The organism is Bradyrhizobium lupini, from assembly GCF_040939785.1.
GTDB lineage: Bacteria > Pseudomonadota > Alphaproteobacteria > Rhizobiales > Xanthobacteraceae > Bradyrhizobium > Bradyrhizobium canariense_D.
On sequence record NZ_CP162553.1, the window covers coordinates 4035859 to 4055855 of the forward strand.

At 64.0% G+C, this 19997-nt stretch carries 16 protein-coding genes and 1 pseudogene; 8 read left to right on the forward strand and 9 right to left on the reverse strand.

From position 1 onward, the window contains the following. Nucleotides 1–61 precede the first annotated feature (61 nt). Nucleotides 62–733, reverse strand: a complete 672-nt coding sequence (locus tag AB3L03_RS19015) for an OmpA family protein (RefSeq protein ID WP_026233202.1) — start codon at nt 731–733, stop codon at nt 62–64. A 145-nt stretch (nt 734–878) separates the two neighbouring features. Beyond that, a pseudogene (locus AB3L03_RS19020) lies at nt 879–2389 on the reverse strand (caspase family protein). A gap of 383 nt (nt 2390–2772) precedes the next feature. On the opposite strand from AB3L03_RS19020, the gene AB3L03_RS19025 reads away from it, so the two are divergent. Further along, nucleotides 2773–3579, forward strand: a complete 807-nt coding sequence (locus AB3L03_RS19025; protein ID WP_085348882.1) for an N-acyl homoserine lactonase family protein — start codon at nt 2773–2775, stop codon at nt 3577–3579. Here AB3L03_RS19025 and AB3L03_RS19030 read toward each other — a convergent pair whose 3' ends face one another. Beyond that, nucleotides 3580–4122, reverse strand: a complete 543-nt coding sequence (locus AB3L03_RS19030) for a MarR family winged helix-turn-helix transcriptional regulator (RefSeq protein ID WP_018456591.1) — start codon at nt 4120–4122, stop codon at nt 3580–3582. 109 nt (nt 4123–4231) lie between these two features. On the opposite strand from AB3L03_RS19030, the gene AB3L03_RS19035 reads away from it, so the two are divergent. The 5 genes from AB3L03_RS19035 to fahA all read left to right on the forward strand — a co-directional run bounded on the left by AB3L03_RS19035 (nt 4232) and on the right by fahA (nt 9887). Beyond that, entirely contained in the window at nt 4232–5872 is a 1641-nt protein-coding gene (locus tag AB3L03_RS19035) for an FAD-dependent oxidoreductase (RefSeq protein ID WP_368506873.1), read from the forward strand. Between the two features lie 13 nt (nt 5873–5885). Continuing rightward, nucleotides 5886–6110 (forward strand): DUF2783 domain-containing protein, encoded by a 225-nt coding sequence (locus AB3L03_RS19040; RefSeq protein ID WP_018456589.1) that lies wholly within the window; start codon nt 5886–5888, stop codon nt 6108–6110. A 25-nt stretch (nt 6111–6135) separates the two neighbouring features. Next, nucleotides 6136–7098, forward strand: coding sequence for an MBL fold metallo-hydrolase (locus AB3L03_RS19045; RefSeq protein WP_368506874.1), 963 nt, complete (start codon nt 6136–6138; stop codon nt 7096–7098). Continuing rightward, a complete protein-coding gene (gene hmgA / locus AB3L03_RS19050; protein WP_018456587.1) occupies nt 7095–8441 on the forward strand; it encodes a homogentisate 1,2-dioxygenase in 1347 nt (448 codons plus the stop codon). The genes AB3L03_RS19045 and hmgA overlap by 4 nt, the downstream gene beginning before the upstream one ends. Before the next feature lie 174 nt (nt 8442–8615). Continuing rightward, a complete protein-coding gene (gene fahA, locus AB3L03_RS19055) occupies nt 8616–9887 on the forward strand; it encodes a fumarylacetoacetase (protein ID WP_026233201.1) in 1272 nt (423 codons plus the stop codon). A 133-nt stretch (nt 9888–10020) separates the two neighbouring features. On the opposite strand, the gene AB3L03_RS19060 is transcribed toward fahA, so the two are convergent. Then, nucleotides 10021–10332 (reverse strand): DUF1272 domain-containing protein, encoded by a 312-nt coding sequence (locus tag AB3L03_RS19060; protein WP_204512818.1) that lies wholly within the window; start codon nt 10330–10332, stop codon nt 10021–10023. A 74-nt stretch (nt 10333–10406) separates the two neighbouring features. After that, complete coding sequence (locus tag AB3L03_RS19065) at nt 10407–10886, reverse strand: Lrp/AsnC family transcriptional regulator (protein WP_018456584.1); 480 nt, start codon at nt 10884–10886, stop codon at nt 10407–10409. A 121-nt stretch (nt 10887–11007) separates the two neighbouring features. Here AB3L03_RS19065 and hppD point away from each other — a divergent pair, with 121 nt between their 5' ends. Next, a complete protein-coding gene (hppD, locus tag AB3L03_RS19070; RefSeq protein ID WP_018456583.1) occupies nt 11008–12123 on the forward strand; it encodes a 4-hydroxyphenylpyruvate dioxygenase in 1116 nt (371 codons plus the stop codon). 205 nt (nt 12124–12328) lie between these two features. On the opposite strand, the gene AB3L03_RS19075 is transcribed toward hppD, so the two are convergent. The 4 genes from AB3L03_RS19075 to AB3L03_RS19090 all read right to left on the reverse strand — a co-directional run bounded on the left by AB3L03_RS19075 (nt 12329) and on the right by AB3L03_RS19090 (nt 17377). After that, nucleotides 12329–13441: a CaiB/BaiF CoA-transferase family protein gene (locus AB3L03_RS19075; protein ID WP_026233200.1), complete on the reverse strand. Its 1113-nt coding sequence runs from the start codon at nt 13439–13441 to the stop codon at nt 12329–12331. Between the two features lie 209 nt (nt 13442–13650). Next, nucleotides 13651–14451 (reverse strand): xanthine dehydrogenase family protein subunit M, encoded by an 801-nt coding sequence (locus AB3L03_RS19080; RefSeq protein ID WP_204512817.1) that lies wholly within the window; start codon nt 14449–14451, stop codon nt 13651–13653. A gap of 13 nt (nt 14452–14464) precedes the next feature. Next, nucleotides 14465–16807, reverse strand: a complete 2343-nt coding sequence (locus tag AB3L03_RS19085) for a xanthine dehydrogenase family protein molybdopterin-binding subunit (protein WP_204512816.1) — start codon at nt 16805–16807, stop codon at nt 14465–14467. 84 nt (nt 16808–16891) lie between these two features. Next, on the reverse strand, nt 16892–17377 hold the full coding sequence (locus AB3L03_RS19090) for a (2Fe-2S)-binding protein (protein WP_085348891.1): 486 nt from the start codon (nt 17375–17377) through the stop codon (nt 16892–16894). Between the two features lie 355 nt (nt 17378–17732). Here AB3L03_RS19090 and AB3L03_RS19095 point away from each other — a divergent pair, with 355 nt between their 5' ends. Then, nucleotides 17733–19772 (forward strand): methyl-accepting chemotaxis protein, encoded by a 2040-nt coding sequence (locus AB3L03_RS19095; protein ID WP_368506875.1) that lies wholly within the window; start codon nt 17733–17735, stop codon nt 19770–19772. The last annotated feature ends 225 nt before the right edge of the window (nt 19773–19997 follow it).

The following is a 19997-nucleotide window of genomic DNA, read 5'->3' on the forward strand; positions in this document are numbered from 1 at the left end:
GCACTGGAAGCGAGACTTTACACCACATCACGACTTGTCACTTCAAAGGATTACGTCGTGGTCACTTCGATGCGGTAGTCTTGTTTTCCATGTTGACGACCTGCACGCGACGATTGACTTCCGCCATCGGCTGGGCCGGGTCCTTCAGCTTGCTCTTGCCGTAGCCGACCGTGACGAGGTCGGTCGCGGAGATGCTGTATTTGTCGACCAAATAGCGCTTGATCGAATCCGCGCGGCGCTCCGACAGATCCTGATTATAGCTCTCGCTTCCGGCGGCGTCAGTATGGCCGGCGACCACGAAGGTCGAGCCTTTCAGGTCGGGGCTGGTCAGCGCGCGGCCGAGCGCCTGGACCGAGGCAAGCGATTTGGCGCTGATATTGGCCGAGTTGTAGTCGAACGTGATTTCCAGATCGATGTTCGGCTTGTCCTTGGCCGCCGACGCGATTTCTTCACGCTCGGTCGACGACAGCGACCGTGTCGAGCGGCCGCGCACGGACTGGATCAGCTTGGTCTCCGTGGCACTCGGTGCGGGATCGGCCTGCGGAGCGATCGAGAGGCCGCGGGTCAGCGGCTTCTTCGGCGGCGGCGCCAGCGCGCGGACGATCTCGTCCTCGGTGACGTTCTTGCTGTTGCCGTCGTCGGCTGCGAATGCCAGCGGGATCGTCAGCGACAGCGCGGCGCCGACGGTGATGATGGACAGGATTGCGGTAAGTCCCTTTGCAGCCAATCTCATAGCCAGTCCCTCCTGCGCAGCCAGCTGGTGCGGTTCGAAAATCCTGCAATAAGCCCCCCGAAAGGACGGCCTGCGGCATCCGTTCGATTAGTCTTCGCCGGGCCGTCGCGGGTTCGAGGCACATCGGCCCCGATTCAAAAAAATATCAACGCACTCCGTAGCTTGCGAATTCCTGAACAATGTTCGGGTCCATCGCCTTGGCATTGGCGATGTCGAGCGCGCCCTCTTGGGCCGAGCCGTTGCGCTGCTTGGCGATCCCGCGTCCGAACAGCGAGGAGGTCAAGCGCGGATTGATCCTCAGGGCGGCCTCGAAATCGGCGATGGCGTTCTTGACCGCCCCCGATTTCAGATTGACGAGCCCCCGGCTGTCCAGCGCGTCGACGAAGTTCGGTCGCAGCCGCAGGGCCTCGTTGCAATCCTTCAGCGCGCCCTGGAGGTCGCCGACCACGGTGCGGGTCCAGCAGCGATTGTTCAGCGCCTCGACGTCCTTCGGGTTGATCCGGAGCGTCTCGTCAAAATCCTTGATGGCCAGGCTGTAGGCGCCCTTGCTGGCATAGACCTGACCGCGCCGGTAAAGCGCGTTCACGTCATCCGGATTGGCCGCGATCTTGGCGGTCAGCCCCTTGATGGTGGGGTCCTCGGCCAGGGCGGCCGCACTCGGCCCGCTCTCCATGGTCGGAGCGGTGGCGGGATCGGCCGGAATCACAGGCGGAGGCGGCGGCGGTGCCGGCGGCAAGGCAGCCTCGACCTGCGGCTTCGGTGACGGAGCGGGCGCAGCCACCGTCTCGGCCGGTTTCGGCGGCGGAGGCGGTGAAGGTGCGGGTGGAGTCGGCGGCGGGTTGTTGGCGACGACCGGCGGCGGGGGAGGCGCAGGTGGCGGCGTGGTGGTCGGGCGCGACCCGCCGGCCCCTGGAATGAAGGAGAAATCCTCGGCCAGCGACGAGGATATCCACGGCACCTGCTCGCCCCGGGAGGCGCGGGTGACGCCCATCTTGGTGCGGTTCAGCGTCTCCTCGGCCATCAGGTCGGGGACGCGGATTTCCTTGAGGAGTTCCTGGACGAACAGGCTGTGCTCGCCGCCGGCGTCGAGACCACCGAGGCCAGTGCCGCCGAATACATCACCAGCGTGCCGTTCGGCGCGATGACGGGCGTGAGGCCGGCCGAGAAGCTGCGGAACCGGCGCTCGAACGGGTTGCGCCTGGAGGCATCGACCAGCGCGATCTTGACGCCGGCGCCGCGGGTGTTGAGCTCGCCGAGCACGGTTTCGAGGCTGATGCCGTCGCGCCGCACGTCGGATTCGGTCCAGATCTGCGCATCGATCGGCAGCAAATAGCTCTGCCGCGCGGACTGGATGCCGAAGCCGCTGAAGAACACCAGTGCCACCGACCCCGGCTTGATCTTGCCGTAGAGCTTGTCGAAGGCGCGGCGCATGCCGTCGCCGGTCAGGTTCTCACCGATCTCGACGGAAAAGCCGTCGCGCTTGAGCTCGTCGGCGACGTCGCGCGCGTCGTTGAGCGGTTCCTTCAGGGGAGCGTCGGCGTCCGGATATTTGGCATTGCCGATGACCAGCGCAAAGCGATCGCCGGCCGCAAGTGACGGAGCGGTCGGGATGAGCGACACGAGCAAGGATAGAACGAAAAGCAGGCGAATTTTCATAATTAGCGCGATCCAGCCAAAAAGGCGCCGTTTCCAGCTTGCGCCGCGGCGACCTTAACTTACGCAATGTGCATTATCAAACCGGGGGAGGGGGGCGTCAACCGCTTGCGGATTCGGCGCTATCGCGACAATTGACCGCGACGCATGGGCATGTTGCGGGGGAATAAACGGGCGGTCATGATCGCACGCGATGCATTCTGGTTGTCATGCTGGTTGTCATTGCGGCTGCAAATTAGGGCAGCCATGGCGACAACAATGTGATTGGTCTCACATTGCGGACGGGCCTCCTTCAACCTGCGGTGTTTGACCTTTGCGGTGGACGATGGCTTGGTGCGGTCGATCGCCGCTGAAGGTGCATCCACAAAAAGAGCAAGATCAAAACCATGGGAAACGCCTACGAAATCTACGCACTGCGCTATGCGACGATGTCGCCGCGCACGCCCCACATGAACTTCCTCGCGCCCGACCCGCATGACAGCGCGGCGCAGGATCTCGACTATTTCGTCTGGCTGATCCGCGGCAACGGCCGCGACATCCTGGTCGATACCGGCTTCAATGCCGAGGAAGCGTCCGCGCGGGCGCGCAAGCTGACGCTCAATCCGGTCGACGCGCTGGAGCGCTTTGGTGTCGCGGCAGCGAGCATTCGCGACATCATCGTGACGCATCTGCATTACGACCATGCCGGCAATCTCGACCGCTTCCCGAACGCCCGCTTCCATCTCCAGGAGCGCGAGATGGCCTACGCGACGGGGCGCTGCATGTGCAACGGACTGCTGCGACATCCGTTCTCAGTCGAGCACGTCACCCAGATGGTCCGCCATGTCTATGGCGAGCGCGTCAATTTCTATTCCGGCGACGGCGAGGTCGCGCCCGGCGTCACCTTGCACCGCGTCGGCGGCCATTCGGACGGCTTGCAGGTGGTCAGAGTCGAGACCGCGCGCGGACCGGTGGTGCTGGCGTCCGATGCCGCGCATTATTACGCCAATCTCCAGCGCAGAAGCCCATTCCCGATCGTCTACAATGTCGGCGACATGGCGGTTGGCTGGGAGACCATCGAGCGCCTCGCCGGCCATCCTGACCGGTTCATTCCCGGCCATGATCCGATCGTGACGGAGATCTATCCGCGCGCCAGCGACAAGGTCGATGTCTGGGCGCTGCATTTGCCGCCGTCGCGATCATTTGCGAAGTGATCAATACGCCTGCTTGGCGTCGGCCTCTTCGCTGGTCTGGATCAAATCGAGGCTCTGTTCGATCTTGCCGAGCAGCGTCGATAGCTGTTTGCGCTCCTGCGCGGTGAGGCAGGCGAGGATCTCGTCTTCCCGCCGCAGCAATTGCGGAAACAGCTCCTCGTAGAGCGTGCGGCCTTTCCTGGTCAGTCGCAGACGGAATTCGCGGCGGTCGGCTTCGTTCTCGACGCGCTCGATCAAACCCTGATGCAGCAACATGGTCACCGCGCGGCTGATCGTGGATTTGTGCGTGCGGGTGCATTGCGCGACGTACTGCGCGCTGCAGGCATCGTTGCGGAAGCCGAGCGTCGCGATCACGCGCCAGGCGGGGATGTCGAGGCCGTGACGCTCCTGATATTCGACGGCGAGTGCGGAACTCACCTCCGCGGCGAGCCGGTTGAGGCGGAACGGCACGAACCTGAACAGGTCGAGCCGTGTTTTTGGCCGCGGTGAAGCCTCATCGGCCTCGCGTGTCTTCAGCGCGATGTCGCTGGATGTCCTCGCCAAGGAGAGCGCTCCGAATTCCAGTTGACGGCCGGCCGGCTCCGGTCCAAAATAGTTGCACGTGAGACTATTAGCAGATCAGGCCTCTCCTGACCAGAGCCGAGGTTAGCGCATGGCGAAGGCCAATACGCATCAGGCCAAAACCCAGTTCGGCTATCGCCGCCACCCCGATCAGGATCGTCCCGGCCAGAGCGCGGCCGAGCATCCCGTGGTGATCGTGGGCGCTGGCCCGGTCGGGCTGTCGCTTGCGATCGACCTTGCCCAACGCGGCCAGCGCGTCGTTCTTCTGGATGACGCCGACCGCATCGGAGAGGGCTCCCGCGCGATCTGCTTCTCGAAACGCTCGCTGGAATATTGGGACCGGCTCGGCGTCGGCGACCGCATGGTCGACAAGGGCGTGGTCTGGAGCGTCGGCCGCATCTTCCACGGCGAGCAGCAGCTCTACCAGTTCAATCTACTGCCGGAGGACGGTCACAAGCGGCCGGCCTTCATCAATCTCCAGCAATATTACGCCGAAGCCTATCTGGTCGACCGCATCAGCGAGCTGCCCGAGATCAATTTGCGCTGGCGCAACAAGGTGACGGCGCTGGAGAGCCGCAACGATTCCGTCGCGCTGACGATCGAGACGCCGGAGGGCGCCTATCGCCTGCACGCGCAATATGTCGTCGCCTGCGACGGCGCGCGCTCGTCGCTGCGGCAGATGGTGGGCGCGGACTTCGCCGGACAGGTGTTCGAGGACCAGTTCCTGATCGCCGACGTCAAGATGACCGCGGAATTCCCGACCGAGCGCTGGTTCTGGTTCGATCCGCCGTTTCATGCGGGACGTTCGGCGCTGCTGCACCGACAGCCCGACGATGTCTGGCGCATCGACCTTCAGCTCAATCGTTATGCCGACCCCGTCGTCGAGAAGAAGCCCGAGAACGTGCGGCCGCGGATTGCGCGCATGCTCGGCCACGACAAGTTCGAGTTCGAGTGGATCTCGCTTTACAAATTCCAGTGCCGGCGGATGGATCGCTTCGTCCATGGCCGCGTGATCTTTGCAGGCGATTCCGCGCACCAGGTCTCGCCCTTCGGCGCGCGCGGCGCCAATTCGGGACTCGAGGACGCCGAGAATCTCTCCTGGAAGCTCGACCGCGTGCTGCGCGGCGCCTCACCCGCGAGCCTGCTCGAGAGCTATCACGTCGAGCGCAGTCTGGCGGCCGACGAGAACATCCGCGAATCCACCCGCTCGACCGATTTCATGGCGCCGAACTCGCATCAGGAAGCGCGGCTGCGCAAGGCGGTGCTGTCGCTGGCCAAGGAAACGGAATTCGGCAAGCGCATGGTCAATGGCGGGCGGCTCTCGGTGCCGTGCAGCTATGACTCGCCGCTGTCATCGCCGGATGCGGATGCGTGGCGCGGTGGCCCGCTCCCGGGTTGTTCGATGCTCGATGCTCCCGTTACGACGCGCGCGGGCGAGCAAGCCTATTTGACGGATGCATTCCGCAAGGGTGGAACAGACTTCACCTTGCTGTCGTTCGGCAACGGCGCGGCGATCGATGCGCCTGTTGGTGTGAAGGACATCTGCATCGGCGGTGAGGACGGGCTCGCAGATCCGGCAGGGCTCACTGCAAAGCGCTATGATGCGGAACCAGGCTCAGCCTACCTATTAAGGCCGGACGGTTACGTTGCGGCGCGCTTCCGCCACCCCACGCGCGCTGGCGTCGCGGCAGCGCTGTCACGGGCGCAGGGCTTGAATCAAGAATTTGCTTGAATTGAGGATTCGCATGCCGCTCTCCACCAGCTCCAACTTCGCGCGACCCGACGACGCCTTTCGCGCCATTGTGGAGGCGCATCGTGGCTTCACCGACGAGCAGAGCGCGGACTTCGACGCGGCGCTGGTGCTGATCCTCGCCAACCATATCGGCGATATCGTCGTGCTGCGGGAGGCGATTCTCCTCGCCAAGCGGCGCATGATCGACGGCCAGCAGCAGCAACAGCAACAACAATAGCCCCAAAGACTTGAAGGATGAATTGATGGCGAAGAACTTCGCATCCACCGGCGACCTCTCCGAGAAGAAGATCACCTTCTCCGAGATTGGCACCGATCTCTACGCCTTCACCGCGGAGGGCGATCCGAACACCGCGATCATCGTCGGCGACGACGGCTGCCTGGTGTTCGACGCGCAATCGACGCCGGCGATGGCCAACAAGGTGATCGAGCGCGTCCGTGCCGTCACCGACAAACCGATCAAATATGTCGTGCTGTCGCATTATCACGCCGTGCGCGTGCTCGGCGCCTCCGCCTACAAGGCGCAGGGCATCGTCGCCTCGCAGGAGACCTATCGCCTCATCGAGGAGCGTGGCCAGCAGGATTGGGATTCCGAGTACGGCCGCTTCCCGCGCCTGTTTCAGGACGCATCGAGCATACCCGGCCTGACCTGGCCGACGCTGACCTTCGAAGGCGAGATGTCGATCTATCTCGGCAAGCGCGAGGTACGCCTGATGCAGCTTGGCGCCGGCCATACCTCGGGCGACCTCGTCGCCTGGGTGCCGGATGCCGAGGTGATGTTCTCCGGTGACCTGATCGAATACCACTCGGCCTGCTATTGTGGCGACGCACACCTGCGCGAATGGCCGCTGACGCTGAACGAGATCCGCAACTTCAATCCCAAGGCGATCGCGCCGGGCCGCGGCGATGCGTTGAAGGGTGTCGCCACGGTGCGCGAAGCCATCGCGATGACGCGCGACTTCGTCACCTCGCTCTACGGCGCCGCCGAAATCTCGGTCGCCAAGGGCCGCACGCTGAAGGAATCGATGGCCGCGACGCGCGAGGTCATGGATCCGAAATTTTCGAGCTTCGCCATCTACGAGCACTGTCTGCCGTTCAACGTATCTCGCGCCTATGACGAGGCGTCGGGGATCGACGACCCCGTGATCTGGACCGACAAGCGCGACCAGGAGATGTGGGCCGCCCTGCAAGGAGGAGGATCATCATGAACATCAACACCTCGCCCGATCAGATCATTCGCAGCACGGCCCAGGTCACGCCGGGCTACATGTCCGGCTTCGGCAACAGTTTCGAGACCGAAGCGCTGCCGGGCGCGCTGCCGATCGGACGCAACTCGCCGCAGCGCTGTGCCTACGGCCTCTATGCCGAGCAGCTCTCCGGCTCGCCCTTCACGGCGCCGCGCGGCAGCAACGAGCGCTCATGGCTCTATCGCATTCGCCCGTCGGTGAAACACTCGGGTCGTTTCGAGAAGGTCGACGGCGGCCTGTGGCGTTCGGCACCGTGCCACGAAAACGACCTGCCGATCGCGCAATTGCGCTGGGATCCGGCGCCGATCCCGAAGGAGGACATGACCTTCCTTCAGGGCGTGCAGACCATGACCACCGCCGGTGACGTCAACACCCAGGCCGGCATGGCCGCCCACGTCTATCTCATCACCAAATCGATGGTGGACCAGCACTTCTACAATGCCGACGGCGAGCTGATGTTCGTGCTGCAGCAGGGCAATCTTCGCATCGTCACGGAGTTCGGCCGCATCGACGCCGAGCCCGGCGAGATCGTGGTGATCCCGCGCGGCGTCAAGTTCCGGGTGGAGATTCCGAGCGGACCGGCGCGTGGCTATCTCTGCGAAAACTACGGCGGCGCCTTCACGCTGCCGGAGCGCGGACCGATCGGCGCCAACTGCCTCGCCAATGCCCGCGACTTCCTGACGCCGGTCGCGCACTACGAGGACAAGGACACACCGACCGAGCTTTACGTGAAATGGGGCGGATCGTTGTTCAGGACGCAGTTGCCCCACTCGCCGATCGACGTCGTCGCCTGGCACGGCAATTATGCGCCGTATAAATATGATCTGCGCACCTTCTCGCCGGTCGGCGCGATCGGCTTCGATCATCCCGATCCCTCGATCTTCACCGTGCTGACCTCGCCGTCGGAGACCGCGGGCACGGCGAATATCGACTTCGTGATCTTCCCCGAGCGCTGGATGGTCGCCGACAACACCTTCCGCCCGCCGTGGTATCACATGAACATCATGAGCGAGTTCATGGGCCTGATCTACGGCGTCTACGACGCCAAGCCGCAAGGTTTTGTGCCGGGCGGCATGAGTTTGCACAATTGCATGCTGCCGCACGGCCCCGATCGCGATGCCTTCGAGCACGCCAGCAACGGCGAGCTGAAGCCGGTCAAGCTGACCGGCACCATGGCCTTCATGTTCGAGACCCGCTACGCGCAGCGCGTCACCGCGCACGCCGCGAATTCCGCGACGTTGCAGCATGACTACGCGGATTGCTGGAAGGGCCTCGCGAAGCGGTTCGATCCGAGCAAGCCGTAAGCTTCTTACCCTCTCCCCTTGTGGGAGAGGGTGGCTCGCCGCATAGCGGCGAGACGGGTGAGGGGTTCTATCCGCGCGTGAACCTCTCCTTCGGACTCGCGGACAGATACCCCTCATCCGGCGCTTCGCGCCACCTTCTCCCACAAGGGGAGAAGGGAAAGACCGAGCCAAGTGATGCCCCATCCCAACGACCCCAGCCTCCGCTCCTTCATCGGCGTCGATCCCGCCTCCGATTTTCCGATCCAGAACCTGCCTTATGGTGTGTTCTCGACCGCGGCCAATCCGACGCCGCGCGTCGGCGTGGCGATCGGCGACTATGTGCTCGATCTCTGGGAGCTTGAGCAGGACTCGCGGCTCGACGTGGGGCCGCTCGGCGTGTTCTCGACGCCGTCGCTCAATGCTTTCATGGCCTTGGGGCCAAAGGTCTGGACGAAGACGCGGGCGCGGATCAGCGAACTCCTGCGCGCCGATCATCCCGAGCTGCGCGACAACGAGGAGTTGCGCAAGCAGGCCTTGGTGCCGATACGCGACGCAAGATTGCATCTGCCGTTTGCGGTCTCCGGCTACACCGATTTCTATTCGTCGAAAGAACACGCCACCAATGTCGGCGTCATGTTCCGTGGCAAGGACAATGCACTGCAGCCGAATTGGCTGCATATGCCGATCGCTTACAACGGCCGTGCCTCGACTGTCGTGGTCTCCGGCACGAAGGTGAAGCGCCCGCGCGGGCAGCTCAAGCCGCCGAATGTGGAGGCGCCGAGCTTCGGACCGTGCAAGCGGCTCGATTTCGAGCTGGAGATGGGCGTGGTGGTCGGCCAGCCGTCGCCAATGGGCGGCATGCTCACGGAGCCGCAAGCCGAGGAGATGATCTTCGGCTTCGTGCTGCTCAACGACTGGAGCGCGCGCGATATCCAGCAATGGGAATATGTGCCGCTCGGGCCGTTCCTCGCCAAGGCGTTCGCGACCTCGATCAGTCCGTGGGTGGTGACGCGCGAGGCGCTGGAGCCATTCCGCCTCAACGGGCCGCAGCAGGAGCCGGTGCCGCTCGACTACCTCAAGCAGGGCAAGCCGCAGAACTACGATCTCGAACTCGACGTCTCCTTGCGCGCCGCCGGCGCCAACGCGCCCGCCGGCATCAGCCGCACCAATTTCAAATACATGTACTGGTCGTCGGTGCAGCAGCTGATGCACCACGCCTCCTCCGGCTGCGCCATGAATGTCGGCGATCTCCTCGGCAGCGGCACCATTTCCGGTCCGGAGAAGAACCAGCGCGGCAGCCTGCTGGAGATCAGCTGGAACGGCACCGAGCCGATCGAATTGCCCGGCGGCGCCAAGCGGTCGTTCCTGGAAGACGGCGACAGCCTCGTCATGCGCGGCTGGTGCCAGGGCGAAGGCTATCGCGTTGGTTTTGGCGAGGTCGAGGGGACGATTTTGCCGGCGGAGTGATTGCTGGGAAGCGATGCGACCTCTATCCACATTCTCCGTCATTGCGAGCGTAGCGAAGCAATCCAGAGTCTTTCCGCAGTGGCAGTCTGGATTGCTTCGTCGCAAGGGCTCCTCGCAATGACATGGTGAGAGTCTACCGCTTCTCCGGCGGCACCTCACGTAACCGCGCGCAATGCGTCGCGACGTCCTCCAGACTGTACTTCAGATGCACCCGCTTGTCCGACGGCGCCTGGTTGGTCGTGCACACGCCCGGTCGCCATTCCTGCGTGGGCCTGATCGGGCGCGGCGCAAAACCGCCGCCGCAGTTCGGGCAGACGTTGGAGAGTTCCGTCTCCACGCAGTCCGCACAGAACGTGCATTCATAGGAACAGATCCGCGCATCGGTTGCGTTCGGGGGCAGATCGCGGTCGCAATATTCGCAGTTCGGTCGAAGCTGGAGGGCCATGGCTCAATCTCCGCAGATTGGCCGGGATCATCGCAGATCGCGCGCGCAGCGCGAATGCCGGATTTCCCTCGATTTCAGCCGGGCTTGATTTCCTTCAGCGGCAGACGCGTGCTTTCCTTCAGCCTGTCGAGCACGATCGAGGAGCGCACATGCGCGACGCTCTGGTGCGGCATCAGCACGTCGTTGACGAGGTTGGAGAGGCCCTTGAGGTCGTGCAGCACGGCCTTGAGCACGTAGTCGGCGTCGCCTGTCAGCGAGTAGGCCTCCTGGATCTCGTCGATGCGGTTGACCAGAGTCCGAAACCGCTTGGAATTGTCCGGCGAGTGGGTCGCCAGCGTCACCTGGATGAAGGCGACCACGCCGAAGCCGAGCGCCTCGCTGGAGAGATCGGCATGATAGCCCGCAATGACCTTCTCCTCTTCCAGCCGCATCCGTCGCCGCGAGCATTGCGAGGCCGAGAGCCCGGCGAGGTCGGCGAGCTCCTGGTTGGTGAGACGGCCGTCGTCCTGGAGCGCGCCCAGGATCTTGAGGTCGAAGGCATCCACCAAAGTCATGCGCGTTTCACCCACTTCATGCACAAACTGTGCATATGTTAATCAAAAGCCGTCTCATTTGCACGCCCCTTGCGCGTCCCATGAAGGATAGTTCCTCTCAGCAGCAATTTGGGAGAACACCATGGGTCCGTTTCCGCACGATGCACCGCCGGCCACGATCAGCGCCGAGAATCCGATGGGCACCGACGGGTTCGAGTTCGTCGAATATGCGCATCCCAATCCGCAAGAGCTGCACGCCTTGTTCAAGCTGATGGGCTATGTGCCCGTCGCGCGGCACAGAACGAAGAAGATCACGGTTTATCGCCAGGGCGACATCAATTACCTCGTCAACGAGGAGCCCGGCACCCAGGGTCACGATTTCGTCGCCGCGCACGGCCCCTGTGCGCCGTCGATGGCGTTTCGCGTCGTCGATGCGAAGAAGGCCTATGACCGCGCGATTTCGCTCGGTGCCGAACCTGCCGATGCGTCCTCCGCGCAGAAGACGCTCGACGTCCCCGCGATCAAGGGCATCGGCGGCAGCCTGCTCTATTTCGCTGATCGCTATGGCGCCAAGGGATCGGCCTATGACAGCGAGTTCGAATGGCTGGGTGCGCGCGATCCGCGTCCTGCCGGCGCCGGCCTGTTCTATCTCGATCACCTCACCCACAACGTCCACCGCGGCCGCATGGACGTGTGGACGGGCTTCTACGAGAAGCTCTTCAATTTCCGCCAGATCCGCTTCTTCGACATCGAGGGCCGCGCCTCGGGCCTGTTCTCGCGCGCGCTGACCAGCCCCGACGGCAAGATCCGGATTCCGATCAACGAGGACGCCGGCGATTCCGGGCAGATCGAGGAATATCTCAATATCTATCGCGGCGAGGGCATCCAGCACATCGCCTGCGGCTGCCGCGACATCTACCGCACCATCGAGGACTTGCGCGAGGCCGGTCTGCCCTTCATGCCAGCGCCGCCCGCGACCTATTTCGAGCGGATCGACGCGCGGTTGCCGAAGCATGGCGAGGACATCGCGCGGCTGCAGAAGAACGGCATCCTGATCGACGGCGAAGGCGTGGTCGACGGCGGCCAGACCAAGGTGCTGCTGCAGATCTTCTCGGCCAACGCGATCGGCCCGATCTTCTTCGAGTTCATCCAGCGCAAGGGCGACGACGGTTTCGGCGAAGGCAATTTCAAGGCGCTGTTCGAATCGATCGAGGAGGACCAGATCCGGCGCGGGGTGCTGAAGGTGGATGCGGCGTAGGCGGCCGTTGTCTGGAACGCGGTGGCATTAAGTGCCGCCGTCGTCCTGGCGAAAGCCAGGACCAATTACCCCAGGGAGCGGTCATTGGGCGAACTGGTAACTCCGAGTCTTCGTCAAACCGCGTTGGTGGCTATGGGTCTTGGCCCCCGTGCGCAATTGCGCACTAGGCCAGGACGACCCGGAGTGTGATGCGACAGCGGAGGACTTAACGCTCCGCCTTCCAGGCTTTGGTCACCGCGCCGATCTCCGCCACTTCCGGCTCGCGCACCGCCGATGGAGTCCGCGAAAAGCGCGGCGCCGGCGCCGGCTGCTTCACGCCGTGGCGCTCGACGAAGACGTTGCGGGCGACCATGTGCGGATGCTCGGTCGCTTCCGACATGGTCAGCACCGGCGCGAAGCAGATGTCGGTGCCTTCCATAATCTTGCACCAGTCCTCGCGCGTCTTGCTCTTGAACACCGTCTTCAGTTTTTCCTTCAGCGCGGGCCAAGCCTTGCGGTCCATCTGCGCATCGAAATCGGGGTCGGTCAGGCCGGCGTGCTCGCGCAGCAGCGCGTAGAATTGCGGCTCGATCGAGCCGATCGAGACGAAATGGCCGCAGGCGCATTCGTAGACGCCGTAGAAATGTGCGCCGCCGTCGAGAAAGTTCTCGTTGCGGCCTTCGGTCCAGCGGCCGAGCGTGGTCATGTCGAAGAAGAACGACATCAGCGATGCCGCGCCGTCGCACATCGCGGCATCGACGACCTGGCCCTTGCCTGACCGCGAGGCCTCCAGCAGCGCCGCGAGCACGCCGACCACGAGATAGAGCGCGCCGCCGCCGAAATCGCCGACGAGGTTGAGCGGCGGCACCGGCGCTTCCTTCGTGCCGATCGCGGCGAGCGCGCCGGTGATGGAGATGTAGTTGATGTCGTGGCCGGCGGCATTGGCGAGCGGGCCTTGCTGGCCCCAGCCGGTCATGCGGCCGTAGACCAGCTTTGGATTGCGCGCGAGCACCACGTCAGGCCCGAGACCGAGCCGCTCCATCACGCCGGGACGGAAACCCTCGACCAGCGCGTCGGCATTCGCAAGCAGATCGAGTACCTCCGCGATCGCCGCCTGGTCCTTGAGGTCGAGCTCGACCACCTTGCGGCCGCGGCCTGCGACCGACTTCATGTTCTTCCTGGCGCCGACCCGATCGAGCGTGACGATTTCGGCGCCCATGTCGGCCAGCATCATGCAGGCAAACGGGCCCGGTCCAATGCCGGCGAATTCAACGATGCGGAAGCCCGACAGCGGGCCGGAGGTGCGGACGGAGGAGTTTTGGGCTGATTGATCGAGCACGTGTTTGTTTCCTCGGATCCAAGGCGCATATTGCCGATGGTCGGCAAGCGCCAAGGCGTTCCTCTGCGGGGCGAGTTAATTGGCCGATTAACTTTTCTCGCCTTCACGCCAGTGAGGCAAGCGGTTTTCATGTCGCGTGGCTAAAATAAAACGGCGCGCACCGAAGTGCGCGCCGTGGAAAATTGCGTCGAGGCGCTAAGGCCCGATGGTCAGCGAGCGGCAGCCACCGCGCGCTGCGCCATCACCTTGATCAGGTTGGCGCGGTACTCCGCCGTGCCGTGGATGTCGGCCAGCAGATTGCTCGCCGAAATGCTCACGCCGTCGATCGCCGACGGTGACCAGTTCGCCTTCAGCGCCGTTTCGATGGCCGGGACCCGCATCACGCCGCTTTGCGAGGCGCCGGTGGCGGCCACCCGAACCTCGCCCGACTTCGTCTGCGCGACGAACACGCCGGTCAGCGCAAAGCGAGACGCAGGATGGCGCATCTTTTCGTAGCCAGCCTTCGCCGGAACCGGGAACGACACGGCGGTGATGAGCTCGCCGTCCTCCAGCGCGGTCGTGAACATGCCCTGGAAAAAGTCATCCGCCGTAATCGACCGCCTGTTGGTCTTCACGGTGGCGCCGAGCGCGAGCAGTGCGGCGGGAAAATCCGCGGCGGGATCGTTGTTGGCGATCGAGCCGCCGATCGTGCCGCGATAGCGCACGGCGGGGTCGCCGAGCACCGAAGTGAGATAGGCAATTGCGGGAATCGCCTTCTTCACGTCGGCATTCTGCATGATGTCGAAATAGGTCGTGCCGGCCTTGATGGTCAGCACGTCGCCCGAGAGCTCGACGCCCTGCAGCTCCTTGATCTTGCCGAGGTCGATGACGTCGGACGGACTGGCGAGGCGTTGCTTCATCACCGGCAGCAGCGTCTGGCCGCCGGCGAGGAACTTGGCTTCGCTGCTCTTGGAGAACAGGCTGACGGCTTCGTCAACCGAGGACGCGCGATGATAAACGGTCTGGTACATCTTCGTTCCTCCCTTAAGCCGCGTGGATCGTGCGCCACACCCTGTCCGGGGTTGCGGGCATTTCCAGATTGTTCTTGCCGATCGCATCCGTGATCGCATTGATCACGGCCGCTGACGCCCCGATCGCACCGGCCTCACCGCAACCCTTGATGCCGAGCGGATTGCCCGGGCACAGCGTCGTGGTGTGGGAGAGGTTGAACGAGGGAACGTCGTCGGCGCGCGGCATGGCGTAGTCCATGAACGAGGCCGTGACCGGCTGCCCGTTGGCGTCGTAGATCGCGTGCTCGAGCAACGCTTGTCCGATGCCTTGCACAAGACCGCCATGGACCTGGCCCTCGACGATCATCGGGTTGATCAAACGGCCGAAATCGTCGGCCGCAACGAAGTTGACGAAGGAGGTCTTGCCCGTACCGGGATCGACCTCGAGCTCGCAGATGTATGTGCCGGCCGGAAAGGTGAAGTTGGTCGGGTCGTAGAAGGCGCTCTCCTTCAGGCCCGGCTCCATCCCGTCGGGCAGATTGTGCGCGGTATAGGCCGCGAGTGCGACCATCGGGAAGGCGATCGCCTTGTCGGTGCCGGCGACCTTGAACTCGCCGTTCTCGATGACGATGTCGCCTTCCGAGGCTTCCAGCGCATGCGCGGCGATCTTCTTGGCCTTGGATTCCATCTTCTCCATGGCCTTCAGGATCGCGGTGAGGCCGACGGCGGCCGAGCGCGAGCCATAGGTGCCCATGCCGAACTGCACCTTGTCGGTGTCGCCATGGACGATCGAGACCTGACTGATGGGAACGCCGAGGCGTTCGGCTACGAGCTGGCAGAACGTGGTCTCGTGACCCTGGCCGTGGCTGTGTGATCCCGTCAGGACCTCGATGGTGCCGACCGGGTTGACGCGGACTTCGGCGGACTCCCAAAGACCGACGCCGGCGCCCAGGCTGCCGACGGCCTTCGACGGCGCGATGCCGCAGGCCTCGATGTAGCAGGACACGCCGATGCCGCGCAGCTTGCCGTCGGCCTTCGCCTTGGCCTTGCGCCCGGCAAAGCCGGCATAGTCGATCGCTTTCATCGCGGCGTCGAGCGAGGCGTTAAAATCGCCGGTGTCATAGGCCATGATCACCGGCGTCTGGTGCGGGAAATGGGTGATGAAGTTGGTCCGGCGCAGCGCGGCCGGATCGACCTTCAACTGCCGCGCCGCCGTCTCCATCAGACGTTCGATCAGATAGCTCGCCTCGGGGCGGCCGGCGCCGCGATAGGCGTCGACCGGCGTGGTGTTGGTGTAGACCCCGACCACCTCGGCATGGATCGCCGGGATGTTGTACTGGCCCGACAGCAGCGTCGCGTAGAGATAGGTCGGCACCGACGACGAGAACAGCGACATGTAGGCGCCGAAATTGGCGTAGGTCTTCACCTTCAATCCGGTGATCTTGTTGTTGGCGTCGAACGCCATCTCGGCGTGGGTGACGTGGTCGCGGCCATGCGCATCGGTGAGGAAGGCTTCGGTGCGGTCGCCGGTCCATTTCACGGGACGGCCGACCTTCTTCGAGGCCCACAGCGCCACCATCTCTTCGGGATAGATGAAGATCTTGGAGCCGAAGCCGCCGCCGACGTCGGGTGCGATCACGCGCAGCTTGTGCTCGGGTGCGATGTTGTAGAACGCCGACAGCACGAGGCGGGCGACGTGCGGATTCTGCGACGTGGTGTAGAGCGTGAAATGCTCTTCCGCCGAATCGTAATCGGCAATTGCCGCGCGCGGCTCCATCGCGTTCGGCGCGAGACGGTTGTTGGTGACGTCGAGCTTCACCACGTTGGCGGCCTTGGCGAAGGCGGCATCGGTGGCGCCCTCGTCGCCGATCACCCAGTCATAAACCTGGTTGCCGGGAGCTTCGGGATGCAGCTGCGGCGCGCCGGACTTGATCGCGGCGTGGACGTCGGCGACCGCGGGCAGCTCTTCATAGTTCACGACCACGGCTTCGGCCGCGTCGCGTGCGAGATTCTTGGTCTCGGCGATCACGACTGCGACGGCCTGACCGACGAAGCGCACGGTCTCCGGCGCCATTGCCGGCCATGCGCCCATCTTCATCGGGCTGCCGTCCTTGGAGGTGATGGCCCAGCCGCAGATCAGGTTACCGACCTTGTCGTCGACGATTTGCTGACCGGTCAGCACAGCGACCACGCCCGGCATCTTCAGCGCCTCGGCGGGATCGATCCCCTTCACCTTGGCATGCGCGTGCGGGCTGCGGATGAAATGGGCATGGGTCATGCCCTGCAATTTGATGTCGTCGACGTAGCGGCCCTTGCCGGTAATGAAACGCTTGTCTTCCTTGCGCACGACGCTCGCGCCAATGCCTTCAACGCCCATGTCTGGTCCTCCCGACCGGAATTTGTCTTGACCGCGCTTTCCCTCGAAAGCGGCGGCGATCGTTCTTATTTCGAGGCGGGCCGCTTACTCGGCCGCCTGCGAGACCTTCATGCGGCCTGCCGCATCCAGCACGGCTTTGACGATGTTGTGGTACCCAGTGCAGCGGCAGATATTGCCTTCGAGCTCGTGGCGGACGGTGGCCTCGTCGAGCTGGCCACCATAGCGGTGCACGATGTCGATCGCCGACATGATCATGCCCGGCGTGCAATAGCCGCACTGCAGGCCGTGATTGTCGCGGAAGGCCGCCTGCATCGGGTGCAGCTCGTCGCCCTTGGCGATGCCTTCGATCGTGGTGATTCTGGCGCCGTCGGCCTGTCCTGCCAGCATGGTGCAGGATTTGATCGCCTTGCCGTCCATATGGACGACGCAGGCGCCGCACTGGCTGGTGTCGCAGCCGACATGGGTTCCGGTGAGGTTGAGGTGGTCGCGCAGCAGCTGAACCAGCAGCGTGCGGTCCTCGACGTCGACAGCAACGGCCTTGCCGTTCACCGTCAGTTTGACTGTAGACACGGTTGAAGTCCTCCCGGGATCGATTTTGATTGTTTCTAATTAGAGACAGCGACCCGGAACTTTGCAACTACGATTTTGGCCGCCCGCGTCATGGAAAAGTCATTGATCCAGAATGCCCAACATTGGTTTGGGGGGCGAGTCGGCCGGATCGGGTTGCGGCTCCGGGGCGCCAGCTGGGATGCCAGCCTCTATATCCCTATCCGGCTCGCCTTTGCAGTCCGCCTTGGCCGATAGAGCCGGAAGCTCTGCGGACGCACCGAATTTACCGCCCCTTATCGATTCTGCCTTAGTTTTGCGCAGCCAGGTCAGGGGCGGGGCGCCACCGGATCTCGGCTGAATGAAAATGGGGGTGGGAATGTCCGGGCGTATCGCGTCGTCGTCGAAGCGCACAATAATGCCGACCCTCAGGTTCCGCGCCAAGATCATTCTGGGCTTTGCCGCGGTGCTGGTGATCTCCGCCGGCAGTATGGCCTTCTCCTATTTTGGCTTCGAGCGGGTCTCGTCCGGGGTCGGGTCCTACCGCACCAGTGTCACCGAGGCCGATCTCGCCCGTAACATCGACCGGGAGCTGCTCGCCTATCGCTCGGCCGTCAGATATTTCGTCGTCACCGGCAAGGAGGACGACGCCAAGACGGCGCTGGACGCGGAGACCGGCCTGAAGAGCGCCATCGACCAGGCGGTCAAGAGCGCCAAGAAGCCGGCGCGGCAGGAAAGTCTGGACAAGCTCGCCAAGGAGTTTTCCAACTTCTCCGCGACCTTCGCGAAAGTCCTCCAGGCCAAGCGTGACAGCGCGCTGCTGGTGCAGAACCAGCTCATGCGCAACGCCAACCTCCTGAAATACAAGCTCGACGACATCGGCAACAATGCCTCCGATTCCGAGGCGCAGGCGATCGAGTTCGGGACCAAGCAGGTCAATGCCCAATTCCAGACCGCGAGCGGGGCGGCGACCAATTTCGTGCTGACGTCCGACCAGGCGATCGCGACCAGCGCGCTGGCGCGGTTGAAATTCGTCGAGAACTCGCTCAACGCGGTCTATTCCATGGACGACAAGATCGTCGCCGGCCTGAAGGACGCCAAGGGATTGCTCGGTGCCTATCGGGAATCGCTGGAGAAACTGATCGCCAACGCCAAGATGATCGACGAGCTCGTCACCGAGATGAGCGGCTCGGCCGGCGCGATCCTTCAGGGTGCCACCGCCATGAAGGCGGACCTCGTTGCCGAGCAGCAGCGGTTGGAGTCCGAATCGGAAGCGACCATCGGGAAGACCGAGCAACTGGTGCTGATGCTGGCCGTCGGCGGTACGCTGCTCGGCGCGGTCCTCGCTTTCCTGCTCGGCACCGGCATTTCGCGTCCGATGATTGCGATGTGCAAGGCGATGCGCGAGCTCGCCTCGGGCAATTTCGACGTCGTGCTGCCGGGCCTCGGCCGCAAGGACGAGATCGGCGAGATGGCCGGCGCGGTCGAAGAATTCAAGGTGCAGGCCGTGGCCAAGGCCGAGCGCGATGCCGCCGCCAACGAACTTCAGAACAGGGAGCAGGCCGCAAGCCGCCGTTCCGAGCTGATTTGTTTCGCCGATGATTTCGAGAGCGCGGTTGGTGCCATCGTCTCCAACGTCTCGGCTTCCGCCGTGCAGCTGGAATCGGCGGCCTCGACGCTGACCCGCACCGCCGAGACCACCCAGAGCCTGTCGAGCCAGGTCGCCGACGTCTCCGAGCAGGCCTCCAGCAACATGCAGTCGGTGGCGACCGCGACCGAAGAGCTCTCGGCCTCGGTCGAGGAGATCGGCCGCCAGGTCCGCGATTCCAGCCGCATTGCCGAAGCTGCCGTGGTGCAGGCAAAGGAGACCGATAATCGCATCGGCAAGCTCTCGCATGCCGCCCAGCAGATCGGCGAAGTCGTCAAGCTCATCACGGCGATCGCCGAGCAGACCAATCTTCTGGCTCTGAACGCGACCATCGAGGCGGCACGCGCCGGCGAAGCCGGCCGCGGCTTTGCAGTGGTCGCCAGCGAAGTGAAGTCGCTGGCGAGCCAGACCGCGAAGGCCACCGACGAGATCTCCTCGCACATCACGGGCATGCAAGGCGCCACGGCCGAGTCGGTTGCGGCGATCAAGGAGATCGGCGCCACCATCGGCCAGATCTCGTCGATCTCGACCTCGATTGCGAGCGCGGTGGAGCAGCAGGGCGCGGCGACGCAGGAAATCGCGCGCAGCGTCCAGACCGTCGCGCAGGGCACTCAGACCGCCGCCACTGACATCGGCCAGGTCAATCGCGGCGCGGCCGAAACCGGCTCGGCCTCCGAAGAGGTGCTGCACTCGGCCAAGACGCTGTCGTCCGAGAGCACCCGCCTGCGCGCCGAGCTCGACCGCTTCATGGGGAATATCCGGGCGGCGTAGGGGCATTCCGCTCAATGTCGTCCTGGCGAAAGCCAGGACCCATTACCCCAGCGAGAAGTTGCGGCGCGGGCCGGTAAACCCGAATCTTCGCCAAACCGCTCTCCGGGGTAATCGGTCCGGGATCAGCACTCCGCTCCGCTTGTCCAGGACGACGAGACCCTGCGTCACGTAACCGCCGGTTGCGGCGCCACAAATTTACCGCAGCTTATCCTTTGCCATTTACCG